This window comes from Leucobacter sp. NPDC058333 (assembly GCF_042726155.1).
Taxonomy (GTDB): domain Bacteria; phylum Actinomycetota; class Actinomycetes; order Actinomycetales; family Microbacteriaceae; genus Leucobacter.
This window is the reverse complement of sequence record NZ_JBHXHV010000003.1, coordinates 407045-422172: the sequence shown is the minus strand read 5'-3', so window position 1 is coordinate 422172 and position 15128 is coordinate 407045. Positions and strand designations below refer to the sequence as shown.

Genomic DNA, 15128 nt, shown 5'->3' with positions numbered 1-15128 from the left:
CCACCCGCCCGTCACTCGGGAAGAGCGGTCGGAGCACTACGTCCCGGGCGAAACGCCGAGACGGTCGGGTCTCCGGTGATCCAGAATCGCCACGGGAACTTGGGGCCGCCGGCGACCCCCGCAACCCCCACCCGTGGCCCGGTCGAAATGTCTGGCTCGATGACGCTCGATAGGTCGAGGGCGAATGGGGCGCGCCACAGGCTCAAGCCGTCGTGCGTCTCGCGACGTATGCCGAGTGCCTGTGCGACATTGCCGGGCCCCCGCGCGAGCTGGCGGGCGGTGATGCCGGATCCGGGGCGCCGTGCGGTGCGTCGTGCTGCCGCGATCTCAGCGCCCTCGACCACCTCTCCCGCGCGCACGAGTACACCGGAGGCCGCGCCCTCGGGGGAACACACGAGGTTGATTGCGAAGTGCATGCCGTAGCTGAAGTACACGTAGGCGTGGCCGGGCGGGCCGAACATCGAGGCGTTACGATCCGTGCGGCCGTTTCGGGCGTGGGAGCCGGCATCGTGCACGCCCGGGGCACCGACCCCGTGATACGCCTCGACCTCGGTGATTCGGATCGTGACGGGTCCTTCGGGGGAGTCGACTGACAGCCGAGCGCCGAGCACGTGCGGGGCAACCTCGAGGGCGGGGCGAGAGAAATCTAGCTGTGGCATCCCGGCCATTCTGGCAGTAGCGAGCGACTTTCACTCTGAGCTACGCCTCTGGCGATCACCGCTTGATTTCGCGGCGAATGCCGAGGACGGCCCCGTACAGTTACGAGCACGTAGCGACCATTGCACCCGGTGGTCGCGTGCAAACGACTTTCTCGAGCGTCACCACCCGAACCCGGAGGTTTCCGTGTCCCAGCACCCCATTCCCTTCTCGTCGCCCAGCGGCTCGTCGGGCCCGGCTGGCGCGACCCGCAGGTTCCCGAAGCGCAGCGTGATCACGTTCGGTGTCGTCGTCGGTTTGATTGGTCTCGCGCTCATCATCTGGCCGTTCTTCTCGGCAAGCTGGATCTTGGTGGTGCTCTTCGGCTCGGCCTTGATCGCAAACGGTGCCGTATTGATCGCGCGGGGCCGCGGGTCGCTCGGCGGCATCCTGCTCATCGTCGCGGGTGTGGTCGCGATGGCGTTTACCGGCGCGACAGCGCGCGCACTTGTGAGCTTCGCGGCGTTCGGGCTGATCGCGATTGGTGCGCTCTGGCTATTCGCCGGCGCACGTTTCGCGCGGAGCAAGCCGAGCATCGGCATCGTGCCCGGCGCGGTGCTGCTCGTCGGCGGCATCCTCGCCCTGATCTGGCCCGGCGTCGCCCTGTCCATTGCAGCGATTGTCGGGGGTATTGTGCTCCTCGCCATCGCGACATTCATCGTCTGGGGAGCGACCCGTGTACGCCGGGTTGACGCGTCAGCTGCGACAATCGTGATTTAGTCATGACACTTGACTTTCCCTAGCGCTTGCGAAAGTCTTGTGTCATGGAGCTGCAAATCGCGGATTATGCGCGTGGTGAGGGCATTTCCGTGCAGCGCGCACGCGAGCTTGCCCGCAGGGGCAAGATCAACGCGAAGCGCGTTGGCCGCGCGTGGGTGGTCGTGGACGGTCGTCGCGAGGTACCGGGGCGACGCGCACTGTCGCTCCAATCTCAAGCTGACCTCATTGAGTATCTCAACACTCGTTCGTTCAAGCATGTCGTCGAGCGCCGCAGAGCTCGGTTGGTGGAACGGATCCAGGCGCTGCAGCGCTCGTCCGATCCTGCGAGCCTGCTTCGCGAGTATTTCGCTGGCAGTCCTCAGCCCACGGGCTTCGGCGGTGCGTCGATCGTTCGCGCCGCGACGAGTGGAAAAGACGAGCTCGTGCGCGACGTATTTCGGAAGCTCATGCACCGCGAGAATCTTCCCACTCCTGAAGCAGTCGGACGCAAAATTCAAGACGCGCGCTTGCTGCACGGATTGACGGTCGAAGAAGCCGCCAGTCGGTCTCAGATGGACACGAAGGCCTATCGGCGGCTCGAACGGCGTGGCGAGGCACGGTTGGGCAATGTCACAGCGATTCGAGCGCTCACAGCGGTCGGTTCGCCATTGCCAGCAGTGGTGAGGGCCAAGACCCTCGAGATGGCTTGATGGCCGTGCGCGATGTGCTGCACGCGTGGGTGTGCGGTGAATACGTTGGTCGGTTCGAGCGCGACTTCGACCTCGATAAGCCACGGTTTGTGCGTGATCCCAATTCGTCGGCTGAGTTATCACTGTCGATGCGTTCAGACCGGAAGATCGAAGCAGGGGCACCTCAGAACTTCCTAGACGCGCTCATCCCTGAACGCCAGTCGGCGAAAGACAGCATCCGGCGGGTGACGCATGCAAAGTCGACAGCAACCTGGGACCTGCTCGAAGCCATCGGGGGCGACCTTCCGGGTGGAGTAGTGCTGCATCCTGACCTCAACGGGCCGACACGCGAAGAAGCGTTCTCTCGGGTCGCGTCAGAGGCGCTGGTAGCTGCGCGGATCGCGGACATCAAGGAGGGCGGATCGGGGTTCGACGAGGACTATGGAGACGCACCACGTTTTTCTCTGGCTGGAGCTCAGGGCAAGTTCGCGTTTGCGCAGATTGGAGAGCAGTTCTTTTGGTCGGATTCAGCGTCACCGTCGACGCATATCGTAAAGCCAGAATCGAAAGTTCACGCCGGTCTTGAACTCATCGAGACAGCAACGATGAGACTGGCTCAACTGTCGGGGATCGCGGCTCCAGACACCGAGCGACGACACTTTGCTGGGCAGTCTGCGTTCCAGGTTGTGCGCTTCGATAGGGCAATTGATGCTGACGGAATACCGCACCGCATTCACGCTGAGGATTTTACGCAGGCCCTGAATCACGGCGGCGACAAATATCTCGTGAGCACTGACGAAATTACCGCGATGCTGCGCGAAGCGACCGGAGATGACGAGCTCGGCTACGATTTCTACCGGCAGTATGCGTTCAACTCGATGATTGGGAACGCCGACGCCCACGGGAAGAACTACTCGATTTTGTTTACCGCCGGGGGGCTACAACTCGCGCCAATCTACGACGCGATTCCCATCGGAATGTTTGCGGACTATGCGCAAAACCTCGCGATGCCCGTTGATGGTATGACAAATTACCTTACGATCGGACCTGCGGAATGGATCGCGTCCGCCCAAGAATCCGGACTTGATGTTGACCGGGTGCTGACGATCGTCGCCGAGGTGGCCGCGGGCATACACGAGCACCTGGCGGAGACGCTCGGCGAGATCGGCCACCCTCGCGTGACCGATGCGGCGCTCGATGACATTCGAACCGCAGCAGACCGTCACACCGGCAAGCTAGCTCTCCCAGGCTCGGGTGCCGTCATCTGAGCGGTCGTTGTGCCGCAAGGGCCTGCTGACGCTCGCCTTCTTACACCCGCCAGGTGGCGGAGCGCCTTCGTGACCGGACGGCCATGACCGAAAGCAGCGCGCCGAGGCCGACCAGCAGTGCGATACCGATTGACACGCGTGCAGCCGGGCCGAGCCCCCACAGCTGGACCGACGAGCTGAGCGTGCCGAGAATGCCGTTGATAAGCATGAGGCCCCCACCGAAGCCCAGGGCTGCTGCGAGGAGCACCAGCGGAAAGAGCATTCGACGTGAAAAAGTGCGCGGCGCGAACGCATCGGCATAGCTCGCGGGGGAGCCGAAGGCTTCCCGCGGATCCTCTCCAGAATCCGCGAGGTGGCTAATCGTTTCGAGAACGATGCGATCAATTGCGTCTTGCGGGACGTCGCGCAGCTGGAGTTCCTCCGCGAGCTCGTCGGTATATGTCGCGCTGCTCGTGTGATTGGTTTCGTGAGTCATGGCGCTGCGCCTTCCATCGAATTGAGGACCGAGGTGGTTGCGATCGTGAACGCGGCCCATGATGAGCGAAAGCCGGTAAGCCACTGGCGACCTGCCGCGGTGACCGCGTAGTACTTTCGCCCGGGGCCGCCGTCACCCTCTCGCCAGGTCGCTAGCAGCGTGCCCTCTTGCTCGAGACGGGCGAGCAGCGGATAGAGCGTGCTCCCTTTGATTGAACCGAAGCCAGCCGCCGCGAGACGCTGCGCGATGAGATACCCGTACGCCTCTTCATCGCTCACCAGTGCGACGACGACACCGGGCAGGGCAGATCGTACCCAGTCGCTTGGCCAGCCCGCGTTTCCCATGACTAGATCATTACACGGACTAGTTAATGTTTCTACCTAGTTCGACGTACTCGAATTGCAAACACCGCGCATCCAACGCCGACGAGCGCGGCGACGCCGATGCCAACGGCCATCATCTGAGCGGAGCCGAGCGGTGACGGGCCGCCCGCCGCAACGAGAATGCCTACTATTGCTGACGACACAGCATTCGCGATGAGTTGCGTCGTGCTGACGCCCGCCGCGGCTTTGGCGCCCTCGCTCGGATCGCTCGAGCTGCGCATGGCCGCGACGCTGAGGTGCGGAAACGCCATGCCGATGCCGCAGCCCGCAGTGAACAGCGCGGCTGCCCAAGCGAGCACGAGCCAGCCATCGGCGCCGTCAGCGGCGAGTGCCGCGTAGGCGAACAGGCCCGCGGCGAGTACGCCCGGTCCGAGCAGCATTACCGCACGGCGACCCCGGGCGGAGTTGATGTTCACGCTGAGTAACTGCGCGGTCGTCCAGCCCACCGACAGCGCGGCGCCCAGGAATCCGGCGATCAGCGGCGAGAGCTGCGCGAGCTGTTGCCCGAACAGCGGCACGAATGCCTCTGCCATCGCGCCCGCGCTGAGCAATCCGAGCGTGAGGTAAACCCACTTCAGGGGATTACCCCGTCGGTACGTGAGCCTGGGCAGCACGGTTGCGCTTGCGACACGCTCTCGAGCGACAAACGCGATGAGTACGAGAATCGACAGGCCGAGACCCACCGCGGTGGCGGCTCCACGCGGCAACACCGCTGTCACGCTGAAAGCTGCGGCGGCTAGGGCGAGAAGGGTCAGACCCAGGACCGGGATCGGCGGAACGTCAGCGGTGTTGTTCGCGGCCCCCGGGACGGCCTTTCGCGAGATCCACGCGAGTGCCAGCGCGATGACGGCGAGCAGGGCGAAGGCGCCGCGCCATACGCCGAACTGCGCGAAGAGTCCGCCGAGGCCAGGGCCGAGAAGGTTGCCGACGCCCCACATTGCCGAGACGAGGCCAGCCGCGCGCGTCCAGAGGCGTTCGGGTAGTGCGGTGCGGATGACCGCGTAGCCGAGTCCCGCCAGCAACCCGCCGCCGAGCCCCTGCACGGCCCGGCCCGCAAGAAGCACGCCCATCGAGGGAGCCAGCATGTTAATGAGCGTGCCGACTGCGAAAACGACAAACGCGGCAACATACGAGCGCGCGGACCCGAATCGGGCAACCGCGCGTGTGACGAGCATCGATGAAATCACGGACGCAGTGAGGAACGCGGTCGCAGCCCACGCAAAGAACTCCGCACCACCGAATTCTGCGACCGCTGACGGGAGTAACGCGGCCGTCACGTACACGTTCGTCGCGTACATCGCGACGCCGCCAGCAAGCACGAGAGCTGCGGGGAGGTGCTGGGGGCTGAAGAGGTCGCGCCACGTCCCCGGTGGGGTTGCGGCCCGATCGACGACTGGAATCTCAGAAGTGTTCGAGGGCATGATCACACCGTAGAACCTCAAGTAAGGTTGAGGTCAAGCAATGATGTGCCGCATTGCCCGAATGGAGCAGTGATGACGAAACTCGGGCCCACCGACCTGCTCGCGATCGGCGAAGTGGCTGAGCGCACCGGCGTGGCGGTGTCTGCTCTGCACTTCTATGAACGCGAGGGACTGATTGCCAGTGTGCGCACAGCCGGGAATCAGCGCAGATACTCGCGTCACGTGCTGCGTCGCGTCGCCATCATCAGGGTTGCGGGGCGCATGGGCGTGCCGCTCGCGGAGGTCGCCGCCGAGTTTGCGCGTTTACCCGCCGACCGCATGCCGAGCAAGCGCGATTGGGAGCGCATCAGCAGTCACTGGCGAGGAAAGCTAGAGGCACGAAGGCTTGAAATTGAACGCATGGAGCGGGAACTCACTGGGTGCATCGGCTGCGGGTGCCTCTCTCTCGGCACCTGTCGCGTCTTCAACCCGGATGACACGCTTTCAGCGGACGGACCCGGGCCGCGGTTGCTTCCGAAGATCGATCCGGCGGCGATCGATCCAGCTGAGATCGATCCGGCGGCGATCGATCCAGCAGAGACGGCAGAGCGACTGCGCAACCCCGATTAGGCGGCGCGGTGCTCGTGAACTTCGGTGCTCACGTGGGTGCCGTTGAGCTCGAGATAGATCTGGCTCTCGGTGCGCGAGAGGGTAAATGCATTTCGTCGCGCGACGGCGTCGACGACGTCTGCGACGAACCCCGCATCGAAGCTCACCACCGCGATCTCGGCCGCGCGATGAATCGTCTTGCCCGACCATGCCGCAACGACTTTTTCAGGATCTCGGTGCGTGTACACCACCGCCCGATCGGCCAGCTTGCTGCCGGAGTGCACGCGCGCAGCGTCGGGGGCGCCGACCTCGATCCAGGACGTCATCGCTCCGGTCATGTCGCGCACGAACACCGCTGGTTCGTCGGTGGTCGAAACGCCGCCACCGAAGGCGATGCCCTCCGTGTACTCCAAGCAATACGCCAAGATGCGCGTCACCATGAACGCCTCGGTCTCCGAGGGGTGGCGCGCCACCCGCATGGTGAACTGCTCGTAGACCCCGCGGTCCACGTCAGCCAGGTCCACCTCGAAGGTGTGCATCGTCGATCCAATTGCCATAACGAACGAGTCTACGGTGCCCTGAACTCCGAAACGTCCCGGTCGGGTCGCCAGCCCCGCCACACGGCATGTCGCAGCCGCCCCTCCGGGGTGAGTTCGCGATAGCTGACCTCGCCGACGAGTTGCGGCGTCACCCAGTGCGCTTCGCGATGCGCATCGCGCGGAACCTCGATCGGCGGTGTGGCACGCTCGTGCGCAGCGAGATCCGCCCGAGTGCGCCTACGGCCGTCACTCGTGAATCCACTGGCGATCCTGCCCGCGTATCTCAGCCCGCCCGGTCCCGCGTCGGAGACTCCCTTGATAGCGACGAGCAGCGAGGCAAAGCCCGCGGAGTCGGAGTCGCTGTCCCGCCAGCCGATCACCACAACCTCGACGGTGTCGAAGAGTGGCACCTTGAGCCAGTCGCGTGACCGGGCGCCCGCGCGGTAGGGGCTCGACCGCCGCTTCGCGACGACGCCCTCGAGTCCAAGCTCCCGGCTCGCGGTGAGCGCTGCAGCGGCGTCTCCGTCGAAGGCTGGGGGTACGGTGACCGCTGTTTCAGCGTGCACCTCGGACACACCGCCAACGACGTCGACGAGGAGCTCGCGGCGCTGGTCATAGGGGAGCGACGCACACGCGGTGCCATTTACCTCGAGCACGTCGAATGCGTACCACTGGACGGGAGTCGACTGGCGCGAACGAGCCACATCGCGCGTATCGGAGAGACCCATGCGTTCCTGAAGGCGCGCGAAGCTTGGTGCCCCGCGTCGGTCGAGAGCTACCACCTCGCCATCGAGCACGGCTCCGTCGATGTCGAGCCTCGTGAGCGCCTCACAGATCTCGGGAAAGCTCGCGGTGACGTCGCGGCCTGACCGACTCGTGAGCGTCACGCGAGTGGCGTCGATAATCGCGATCACTCGCATGCCATCCCACTTCATTTCGAACGACCACTCTTCGGCGGTGAGCTTCGCGAGGCTCGACGCGCGCGAACGGGTTGCGAGCATCGGGCGCGGCGCGGGCAGCTGGCGCGGCGCGGATTCCTGTGAACGTGCGGCCTTGAGGTGGATCATCCACTGTGGTGGGTCGACCTGCGTCCGGAAAAGTACGAAAGTACGTGTGCCGCCGAGCGAGCCGTCGGGGGCTCCAGTGAGCGTCGCGATGACCTCGTCTTCCCGCCACTTCTCATAGGTACAGGTGCCCGCATCCCAGATCTCTACCTCACCCGCTCCGTACTCGCCCCGTGGAATGGTGCCCGAGAAGTGTCTGTACTCCATCGGGTGATCCTCCGTCGGGACGGCGAGGTGATTTCGCTTGGGGTCGGTGGGCACGCCCTTCGGGAGGGCCCAGCTCACGAGCACGCCGTCGTGTTCGAGTCGGAAATCAAAGTGCAGACGACGAGCTTCGTGGCGCTGGATCACAAAGACGGGAGCGGGGGAGTCGCCTGCCGGTGCGCGGTGTGATGCCGAGTACGGCTCGGGCACCGGTTCCGGTGTACGAGCCGCATCCCGCATCGACCGGTAGGTGGACAACCGCTCCGTCGTGCGCTGCGCGGCGGCCGCGCGAGAGAGCGCCTCGAGCGGATCACCGCGACGAGACACGCGGTCGAGCACCTCACGAAAATCGAGGTGACGCAGATGCGGCGAGGCGAGCTCGCGCCAGGTTCGGGGAGCCGCGACCGTCGGGCGGGCGCGCCCGCGCAGCGAGTAGGGAGCGATGGTGGTTTTCGAGCCATTGTTTTGGCTCCAATCGATGAACACCTTGCCCGCGCGAAGCCCTCGTTTCATGCTGCTCGTGATGTCGTTCGGGTGGTCCGTCTCGAGCGCTCGAGCAAGCGCACGTGCGACAGCGGAGACCTGATCAGACGTTTGAGAGCCGTCAAGCGCCGCGTACAGGTGGATCCCGGCGCTGCCACTCGTAACCGGAATTGCATCGAGCCCCATGTCAGTGAGGATGTCTCGCGCGAGGAATGCCACCCGTGCGCACTCGCGAAGGTCTACGCCAGGCCCGGGGTCGAGATCGAGCACAAGACGATCGGGTGGCAAGCGCGTCTGCGCGAGCTCAGCCTGTGCCCGGGGGATTTCGAAGCGCCACTGCGGCACATGTATTTCGAGTGACGCGAGCTGCGCGAGCCAGACGAGTGTGGCCTCATCGTTCACGAGCGGGTATTCGTTGTCGTGGTCGCGGTGACGAATGACGCCTCGCCGCAGCCAGTCTGGTGCATCGTCACCAATGTCTTTCTGGAAAAACGAGGGGTGCTTGCCCTCTGCGCCTACTCCGTCCGGCCAGCGCTTGCGGGTCGCGGCCCGATCTTCACAGTGGGGAAGCATGGTCGCCGCGATCGCGCTGTAGTAGCCGATGACCTCACCCTTAGTCGTACCGTCTGGGTACAGTGTCTTGTCGAGGTTCGAAAGCCGGATCGGATGCCCGTCGACTCGCACCGTCTGCTGCACCGAGGCCATGGCTACAGCATGGCCCCCGATGCACGCAAGGCGTAGCCCGTTGACACTCAAATCGGCTCTACTGTAGGCATGAGAGCCATATGGACCGGGGCGATCACCTTCGGGCTCGTCAATGTGCCGGTGAAGCTGTTCAGCGCTACCGACGATCACGACGTCGAACTGCATCAGGTGCATGCGAAAGACGGCGGTCGGATTAGATATCAGCGCAGGTGCGAGGTCTGTGACCACGTGGTCGACTTCGCCGATATCAACCGCGCCTACGTCGAAGACGACGAGACGGTCGTGCTGACGAAGGAGGATCTTGCGGCTATCCCGCAAGAACGAAATCGCGAGATTGCGGTTGTCGAGTTCGTGCCCACCGACCAACTCGACCCGATCATGTTTGAGAAGAGCTACTTTCTCAAGCCTTCGGGCAAGTCTACGAAGGCGTATGTGCTGCTGCGGCGCACGCTTGAGCAGACCGATCGCACGGCGATCGTGCAGTTCGCGCTGCGGCAGAAGACGCGGATCGCCGCACTCCGAGTTCGGGGAGACGTGCTCGTGGTGCAGAATCTGCTCTGGCCAGACGAGGTTCGTGAAGCCGAGTTTCCGGAGCTCGACGAGCGCGTGCGAATCACCGCGAAGGAGCTGCAACTCTCCTCGGCGCTTGTGAAGAGTTTCTCGAGCGACTTCGATGCCTCCGAGTTTCACGACGAGTACCAGGAGGAACTGCGAAAGCTCGTCGCGGCGAAGCTGGCGGAGGGCGAGTCGCTCGACACGGACGCTACGTTCGGCGATGCCGCCAACGAGGAGTCGGGCGACGATGCCGAGGTCATCGATCTCATGAAAGCACTGCAAGAGAGCGTGAAGCGGTCCCGTGCAAAGAAGCGACCGGCGGCGAAGAAACGGCCTGCGGGGTCGAAGGTGGCCTCGACGAAAAAGCGAGCCGCGCCCCACAAGCCTGCCGCGAAGAAGCGGAGCGCTTCGAAGTAACTCTCATGTATCGTTCAGGGTGTCGGCGTATGTTGCTCACTATCGTTCAATGCGATCTACGGAGGCAGTCATGCAGCAGTCATTTGGTTCGTTCGGGTTCGGCGCCGGCACGCCCGGTGAGTCGCTCTGGGAGGCGATGGACCAGTTACGAAGCGGATTCGAGAAGCGAGCGGGTTCACGCATGGCGCGCGGAGACGTGCGCGCGGCCGTGCTGTCGTTGCTCGCTGAAGAGCCGATGCACGGGTATCAGATCATCCGTGAGATCGAGCAGCGCAGCGGTGGTTCGTGGAAGCCGAGTGCGGGCTCTGTGTACCCCACTCTGCAACTGCTGGCGGACGAGGGGCTGATCTCGGCTGAGGAGTCCCACGGTCGCAAGACGTACGCACTGACAGAGGCCGGTCAAGACGCGGTGTCGGCGGGGGATGTGAAGGCGCCGTGGGAGGGCTCGGCGAGCGAGCCTCACAAGCGTCATGGCGCACTGCCGCAGGCTGGGTTTGAGCTGGCGCAGGCGGCCGCGCAGGTTGGTCGTACCGGCAGTGCTGAGCAGACTGCCGAGGCGGTTGCGATCCTTGAGGACGCGCGCCGCCGTCTGTACAGCATCCTCGCCCAGGGCTGAGCCGCGTGTCGCTCGCCGACGCTGCTACTGACGTCGCACCAGGCGACGCGGCCGGAGAACTCGACCGCACCAGATACCGGCGCATCCTGCGATTCGCTGCGCGCCACCTCGCGAACGCCTGGTGGTACGAACTCGTGCTGCCCCGGCTCGGGTTGCAACGCATCACCGAACGCACGCGCGCGCGTCGGATGACGCGGTTCGCGCGCGCCTTTCACGCGCTCGCGATTGAGCTCGGCGGCCTCATGATTAAGGTCGGCCAGTTCATGTCTTCTCGACTCGACGTTTTGCCGCCCGAAATTACGGCGGAGCTCGAGGGTTTGCAAGACGAGGTGCCCGCAGAGTCCTTCGCCGACATTCGCACGCTCGCCGAGGCCGAACTCGGGGTGCCGCTGACGACGGTGTTTTCGGAGGTGAGCGAAACTCCATTGGCTGCAGCCTCGCTTGGTCAGGCGCACGCAGCGTCTCTCGCAGAATCACTCGCCGCCGACGTTGGTTTCGCAAGTGCGGTCCTGAAAGTGCAGCGCCCCGGCATCGATGGAATCGTCGCCGTTGACCTCGCTGCCTTGCGCAAAGTCGGGGGCTGGATGAGTCACATCAGACTCGTGTCGCGTCGCGTCGACATGCCTGCGCTCGTCGAGGAGTTCGCCGCAACGAGCCTCGAGGAGATCGACTATCTCGGGGAAGCATCAAACGCCGAGCGATTCCGTGAGAACTTCGCGGAACACGCCGGGGTCGGGGTACCAGAGGTCGTGTGGGAACGCACGAGCAGGCGCGTGCTGACTCTCGAGGACGTGACGGCCATCAAGATTTCTGATGTCGCAGCGCTTCGTGCCGCTGGTATAGACCCACACGAGGTGGCCCTGCGTTTCGCATCAGTGATGTTCGATCAACTGTTCACGCACGGCTTCTTCCACGCCGACCCGCACCCAGGCAACGTGTTCGTGACACCCGCGACTGAGCCCGGAGAAGACTGGCGACTCACCTTTATCGACTTTGGCATGATGGGTGAGGTGCCGACGGGCACTCGGGGTGCCCTGCGCGGGCTACTGATCGCAGCTGCGACGCGCAATGGCCCGGGGCTCGTGAACGCGATGCGCGAGGTTGGGGTGCTGCTGCCCGACGCGGACGTCGACGAGCTCGAGCGGGCCATGACGCAGCTCTTTGCGCGCTTCGGTGGCATGGGGTTCGCTGAGCTGCGCGACGTCGACCCCCGCGAGATCCGCGATTTCGGGCGCCAGTTCAGCGATGTAATTCGCACGCTCCCGTTTCAGTTGCCCGAGAATTTCCTGCTCATCATTCGCGCCGTCTCGCTCACCTCGGGAGTGTGCAGCGCACTGGACCCGAAATTCAATCTGTGGGACGCGATCGAGCCGTATGCGCAGCGGCTCATTCGCGAGGAGCAGGGGAATCTGATCACCGACGCAGCGAAGCAGGCGGGCGAGGTTGTGCGGTCGCTGGTCGCGCTGCCGACGCGCGTCGACGCGATCCTGAATCGCATCGAGCAGGATCGCATCGACGTGCGCGCCCCCGAGCTTGAACGGCGCGTGCGGCGACTCGAGGTGGCCGGCCGACGTCTCGTATCGGTTACGCTGTTCGGCGTGCTGATCATCGCAGGAGGGGTGCTCCGCCCGGAGGATGAGGTGCTCGGCACCGTGCTGATGGTGACATCGGTCGTACCGCTACTCCAGCTCGTGATTGGGTGGTTCCGGGGGTGAGGGACCCCCAGGTGTGCGGCTGAGCTACGGCACCGTAAGTAGCTCAGGCACGTCGATTGCGCCGCCGGCCGCCACGAAGTCGGCGGTCACCTCGCGCAACAGCTCCCCGTCAGTGACCAGCTCGATCGCGACGGCGGCGAGTGATTTCGCTGACGCGATCACTGCCTCGTCGGCCCGCACGCCCCGCGCATGCTGCACGAACTCTTCGGTGTGCATCCCGACGCCGCTGTCAGCGACGCTGACCATCGGGTGAATCGCCGGGATACGCAGCGACACGTTGCCGAGATCGGTCGAGCCCATACCGGTGCCATTCGGATCAGCGGGGTGCACCGTGCGGCCGAGCCGCGTGAAGTGCCGCCCGAATCTCGCCGCGATCACTGCGTTACTGCGCACCGGCAGGCACGGTGGGAGCGGGTCCCAGTGCACCTCCGCCGCTGTGCCGGTCGCGAGGGCCGCGGCATCAAAGATCGCTTGCAGTCGCAGCGTCAGCTCGCGAAGGCGTTCGGGTGTGGCAGCCCTCAGATAGAAATGCAAGCCGGATCGATCCGGAATCACATTCGGGCTTGTGCCACCGTCGGTGATGATGCCGTGTAGCCGGTCGGTGGGCAACAGCGACTGCCGCAGCTGCGACACGCTTTGGTACGCAGTGACCGCCGCATCGAGCGCATTCAAGCCGAGACTCGGGTTCGCCGAGGCGTGAGCGGCGCGGCCGCGATAGGTGACCGTGACCTCCCGCAAGCCGAGTGATGCTTCAGCGAGAACGTCACGCCCGGCATGGGGGTGCACCATCAATGCGGCGTCGACTCCATCAAAGGCGCCGGCCCTAGCCATGATTTCCTTACCGGTTCCGTTTTCTTCAGCTGGTGTGCCGAGCAGGATCGCAGTACCGCCGAGCTGTTCAATGTGCCGCGCCGCCGCGACATAGGCGCCGACCGAGCTTGCACAGATCACGTTGTGCCCGCACGCATGGCCGATCTCGGGCAGCGCGTCGTACTCAGCGAGAAACGCCACCACGGGCCCACCCGAACCGACACGGCTGACGACCGCCGTTTCGAGGCCGTACGCCCCGATGATGGCCGCGAACCCGTGTTCACGAAGATATCCGGCAACGCGCGCGGCAGCTCGGTGTTCGAGGAAGCCGGTCTCGGGATCATCATGGACCGCGTGGCTGAGACCGAGGAGCGACTCGCGCTGCATGTCAACGAGTGCGTCGCTCGCGGGCGTGGGTTCATGCGACATCAGCCACCACCTCCAGTTCTTCGGTGGCCCCGGCCGAGGCGCGATCGCCGAAACTCAGGTGGCCGGGCCCACGCTTGAGCAGTACGCACATGAATGAAAGTAACCCCATGCCCGCAAAAAACAGCATGACCGGGAACACGGAGTCAAAGCGGATCTGCAGGGCCTGCACAAGCGGCAGGGTAAGTCCGCCGCCGATGACACCTGAGATTTGGTATCCGAGCGATATCCCGGTCTGCCGCACCGGAGTGCTAAACCAGCCAGCCACGAGGGTGCTGATCGGTGCGTAGGCCACGACCGAGATGGCCATGCCGAGCGACATCGCGGCGTAGAGCCCGCCGACGGTTCCGCTCTGCAACAGCATGAAGATTGGATACGCGCCGACGACGTGAAGTCCGAGTCCAATGAGCGTTACCGTGCGCACACCCCATTTGTCAGCGGCAATCGCAGCGGGAGGTACCGTCACGATGGCGATAATCGAAGCGACGACTCCGGCATTGGCAATGTCGCCCGCGCTCAAGTGCAGCTGTTCGGCAGCATAAGCCGAGAAGAAACTTGTGACGATGTAAAAACCACCAATGGTGATCAAGAAACCACCGATCGCGAGCAGCAAGACCCCCCACGAGGATCGCAGCACGTTGAAAAGAGGCAGTTGCTTTCGCTCGCTCGCGCTCTGTGCCGCTTCCGCCTTCACAAATACTTCCGTCTCATCGAGCTGTGAACGAACGATAAGACCTATAGCGACGAGCGCGATCGAAGCGAAGAATGGCAGCCGCCAAGCCCACGCGAGCAATGCGTCGTCTCCGAACAGCGCAACGAGAGAGAACGCGCCGGTGGCCAAGAAAAAACCAACCCCGCTACCCATTTGTGGAAACGAGCCAAACAGAGCGCGCCACCGTTTGGGAGCTGCTTCGATTGCAAAAAGCACGGCGCCACCCCATTCTCCGCCAGCTGCGAACGACTGCAACAGGCGAATGAGCAGGAGTAGAACAGGCGCGAGATAACCGAGAGTGGCAAAGCCGGGAAGGAGTCCAATGACGATTGTCGCGATACCCATAATTAGAAGGGACGCCACGAGTGATTTTCGACGGCCATAGCGATCGCCGATGTGGCCGAACACTGCTGCGCCAATTGGGCGCGCGAGAGACCCGACTGCGATTGTGACGAACGAAGCAAACACGCCGAGAGGGCCGGGCATATCTGGGAAAAACACACTGGGGAAAATCACCGCAGCTGCAAAGGCGTAAATGCCGTAGTCATACCATTCGGCACTCGTGCCGAGGAGTGTCGCTGCCGCGACGCGAACAGGATTATTGCGAGTCGGCTGCGAGGGAGACGGAGGTGCAGCTATGAGCTGAGAAGCACGGGACATTCG

Annotated in this window: 15 protein-coding genes; 7 read left to right on the top strand and 8 right to left on the bottom strand. The window is 64.1% G+C overall.

Annotated elements, in window-relative coordinates:
* Positions 1-11 precede the first annotated feature (11 nt).
* On the bottom strand, positions 12-659 hold the full coding sequence (locus tag ACFWHR_RS12470) for a DNA-3-methyladenine glycosylase (protein ID WP_382448620.1): 648 nt from the start codon (positions 657-659) through the stop codon (positions 12-14).
* A 184-nt stretch (positions 660-843) separates the two neighbouring features.
* Here ACFWHR_RS12470 and ACFWHR_RS12465 point away from each other — a divergent pair, with 184 nt between their 5' ends.
* The 3 genes from ACFWHR_RS12465 to ACFWHR_RS12455 are packed head-to-tail and all read left to right on the top strand — an operon-like array spanning position 844 to position 3352.
* Entirely contained in the window at positions 844-1416 is a 573-nt protein-coding gene (locus ACFWHR_RS12465; RefSeq protein ID WP_382448619.1) for a DUF308 domain-containing protein, read from the top strand.
* A gap of 44 nt (positions 1417-1460) precedes the next feature.
* On the top strand, positions 1461-2105 hold the full coding sequence (locus ACFWHR_RS12460; RefSeq protein ID WP_382448618.1) for a hypothetical protein: 645 nt from the start codon (positions 1461-1463) through the stop codon (positions 2103-2105).
* Entirely contained in the window at positions 2105-3352 is a 1248-nt protein-coding gene (locus ACFWHR_RS12455; protein ID WP_382448617.1) for a HipA domain-containing protein, read from the top strand. Before ACFWHR_RS12460 ends, ACFWHR_RS12455 begins: the two co-directional genes overlap by 1 nt.
* Positions 3353-3392: 40 nt before the next feature.
* On the opposite strand, the gene ACFWHR_RS12450 is transcribed toward ACFWHR_RS12455, so the two are convergent.
* Genes ACFWHR_RS12450 through ACFWHR_RS12440 form a run of 3 tightly spaced genes read right to left on the bottom strand, consistent with a single transcriptional unit; the run spans position 3393 to position 5631 of the window.
* Positions 3393-3827: a hypothetical protein gene (locus tag ACFWHR_RS12450; protein ID WP_382448616.1), complete on the bottom strand. Its 435-nt coding sequence runs from the start codon at positions 3825-3827 to the stop codon at positions 3393-3395.
* Positions 3824-4171, bottom strand: coding sequence for a PadR family transcriptional regulator (locus ACFWHR_RS12445; protein WP_382448615.1), 348 nt, complete (start codon positions 4169-4171; stop codon positions 3824-3826). The genes ACFWHR_RS12450 and ACFWHR_RS12445 overlap by 4 nt, the downstream gene beginning before the upstream one ends.
* Before the next feature lie 32 nt (positions 4172-4203).
* Positions 4204-5631, bottom strand: a complete 1428-nt coding sequence (locus tag ACFWHR_RS12440) for an MFS transporter (protein ID WP_382448614.1) — start codon at positions 5629-5631, stop codon at positions 4204-4206.
* A 72-nt stretch (positions 5632-5703) separates the two neighbouring features.
* Between ACFWHR_RS12440 and soxR the strand changes: the two genes are divergently transcribed.
* Positions 5704-6240 (top strand): redox-sensitive transcriptional activator SoxR, encoded by a 537-nt coding sequence (soxR, locus tag ACFWHR_RS12435; RefSeq protein ID WP_382448613.1) that lies wholly within the window; start codon positions 5704-5706, stop codon positions 6238-6240.
* Here the strand turns inward: soxR and ACFWHR_RS12430 are convergent.
* Together ACFWHR_RS12430 and ACFWHR_RS12425 are read right to left on the bottom strand one after the other, a co-directional pair.
* Complete coding sequence (locus ACFWHR_RS12430; protein ID WP_382448612.1) at positions 6237-6776, bottom strand: YaeQ family protein; 540 nt, start codon at positions 6774-6776, stop codon at positions 6237-6239. The two genes, soxR and ACFWHR_RS12430, sit on opposite strands and share 4 nt — an antisense overlap.
* Before the next feature lie 11 nt (positions 6777-6787).
* A complete protein-coding gene (locus ACFWHR_RS12425) occupies positions 6788-9214 on the bottom strand; it encodes an ATP-dependent DNA ligase (RefSeq protein ID WP_382448611.1) in 2427 nt (808 codons plus the stop codon).
* A 69-nt stretch (positions 9215-9283) separates the two neighbouring features.
* Here ACFWHR_RS12425 and ACFWHR_RS12420 point away from each other — a divergent pair, with 69 nt between their 5' ends.
* From ACFWHR_RS12420 to ACFWHR_RS12410, 3 genes are all read left to right on the top strand, one after another.
* On the top strand, positions 9284-10186 hold the full coding sequence (locus ACFWHR_RS12420; RefSeq protein ID WP_382448610.1) for a Ku protein: 903 nt from the start codon (positions 9284-9286) through the stop codon (positions 10184-10186).
* A 70-nt stretch (positions 10187-10256) separates the two neighbouring features.
* Positions 10257-10802 (top strand): PadR family transcriptional regulator, encoded by a 546-nt coding sequence (locus tag ACFWHR_RS12415; RefSeq protein WP_382448609.1) that lies wholly within the window; start codon positions 10257-10259, stop codon positions 10800-10802.
* A gap of 5 nt (positions 10803-10807) precedes the next feature.
* Positions 10808-12517, top strand: coding sequence for an ABC1 kinase family protein (locus tag ACFWHR_RS12410; RefSeq protein ID WP_382448608.1), 1710 nt, complete (start codon positions 10808-10810; stop codon positions 12515-12517).
* A gap of 24 nt (positions 12518-12541) precedes the next feature.
* Here ACFWHR_RS12410 and ACFWHR_RS12405 read toward each other — a convergent pair whose 3' ends face one another.
* Positions 12542-13756: a M20 family metallopeptidase gene (locus tag ACFWHR_RS12405; RefSeq protein ID WP_382448607.1), complete on the bottom strand. Its 1215-nt coding sequence runs from the start codon at positions 13754-13756 to the stop codon at positions 12542-12544.
* Positions 13746-15125 (bottom strand): MFS transporter, encoded by a 1380-nt coding sequence (locus ACFWHR_RS12400; protein ID WP_382448606.1) that lies wholly within the window; start codon positions 15123-15125, stop codon positions 13746-13748. The genes ACFWHR_RS12405 and ACFWHR_RS12400 overlap by 11 nt, the downstream gene beginning before the upstream one ends.
* Positions 15126-15128 lie beyond the last annotated feature (3 nt).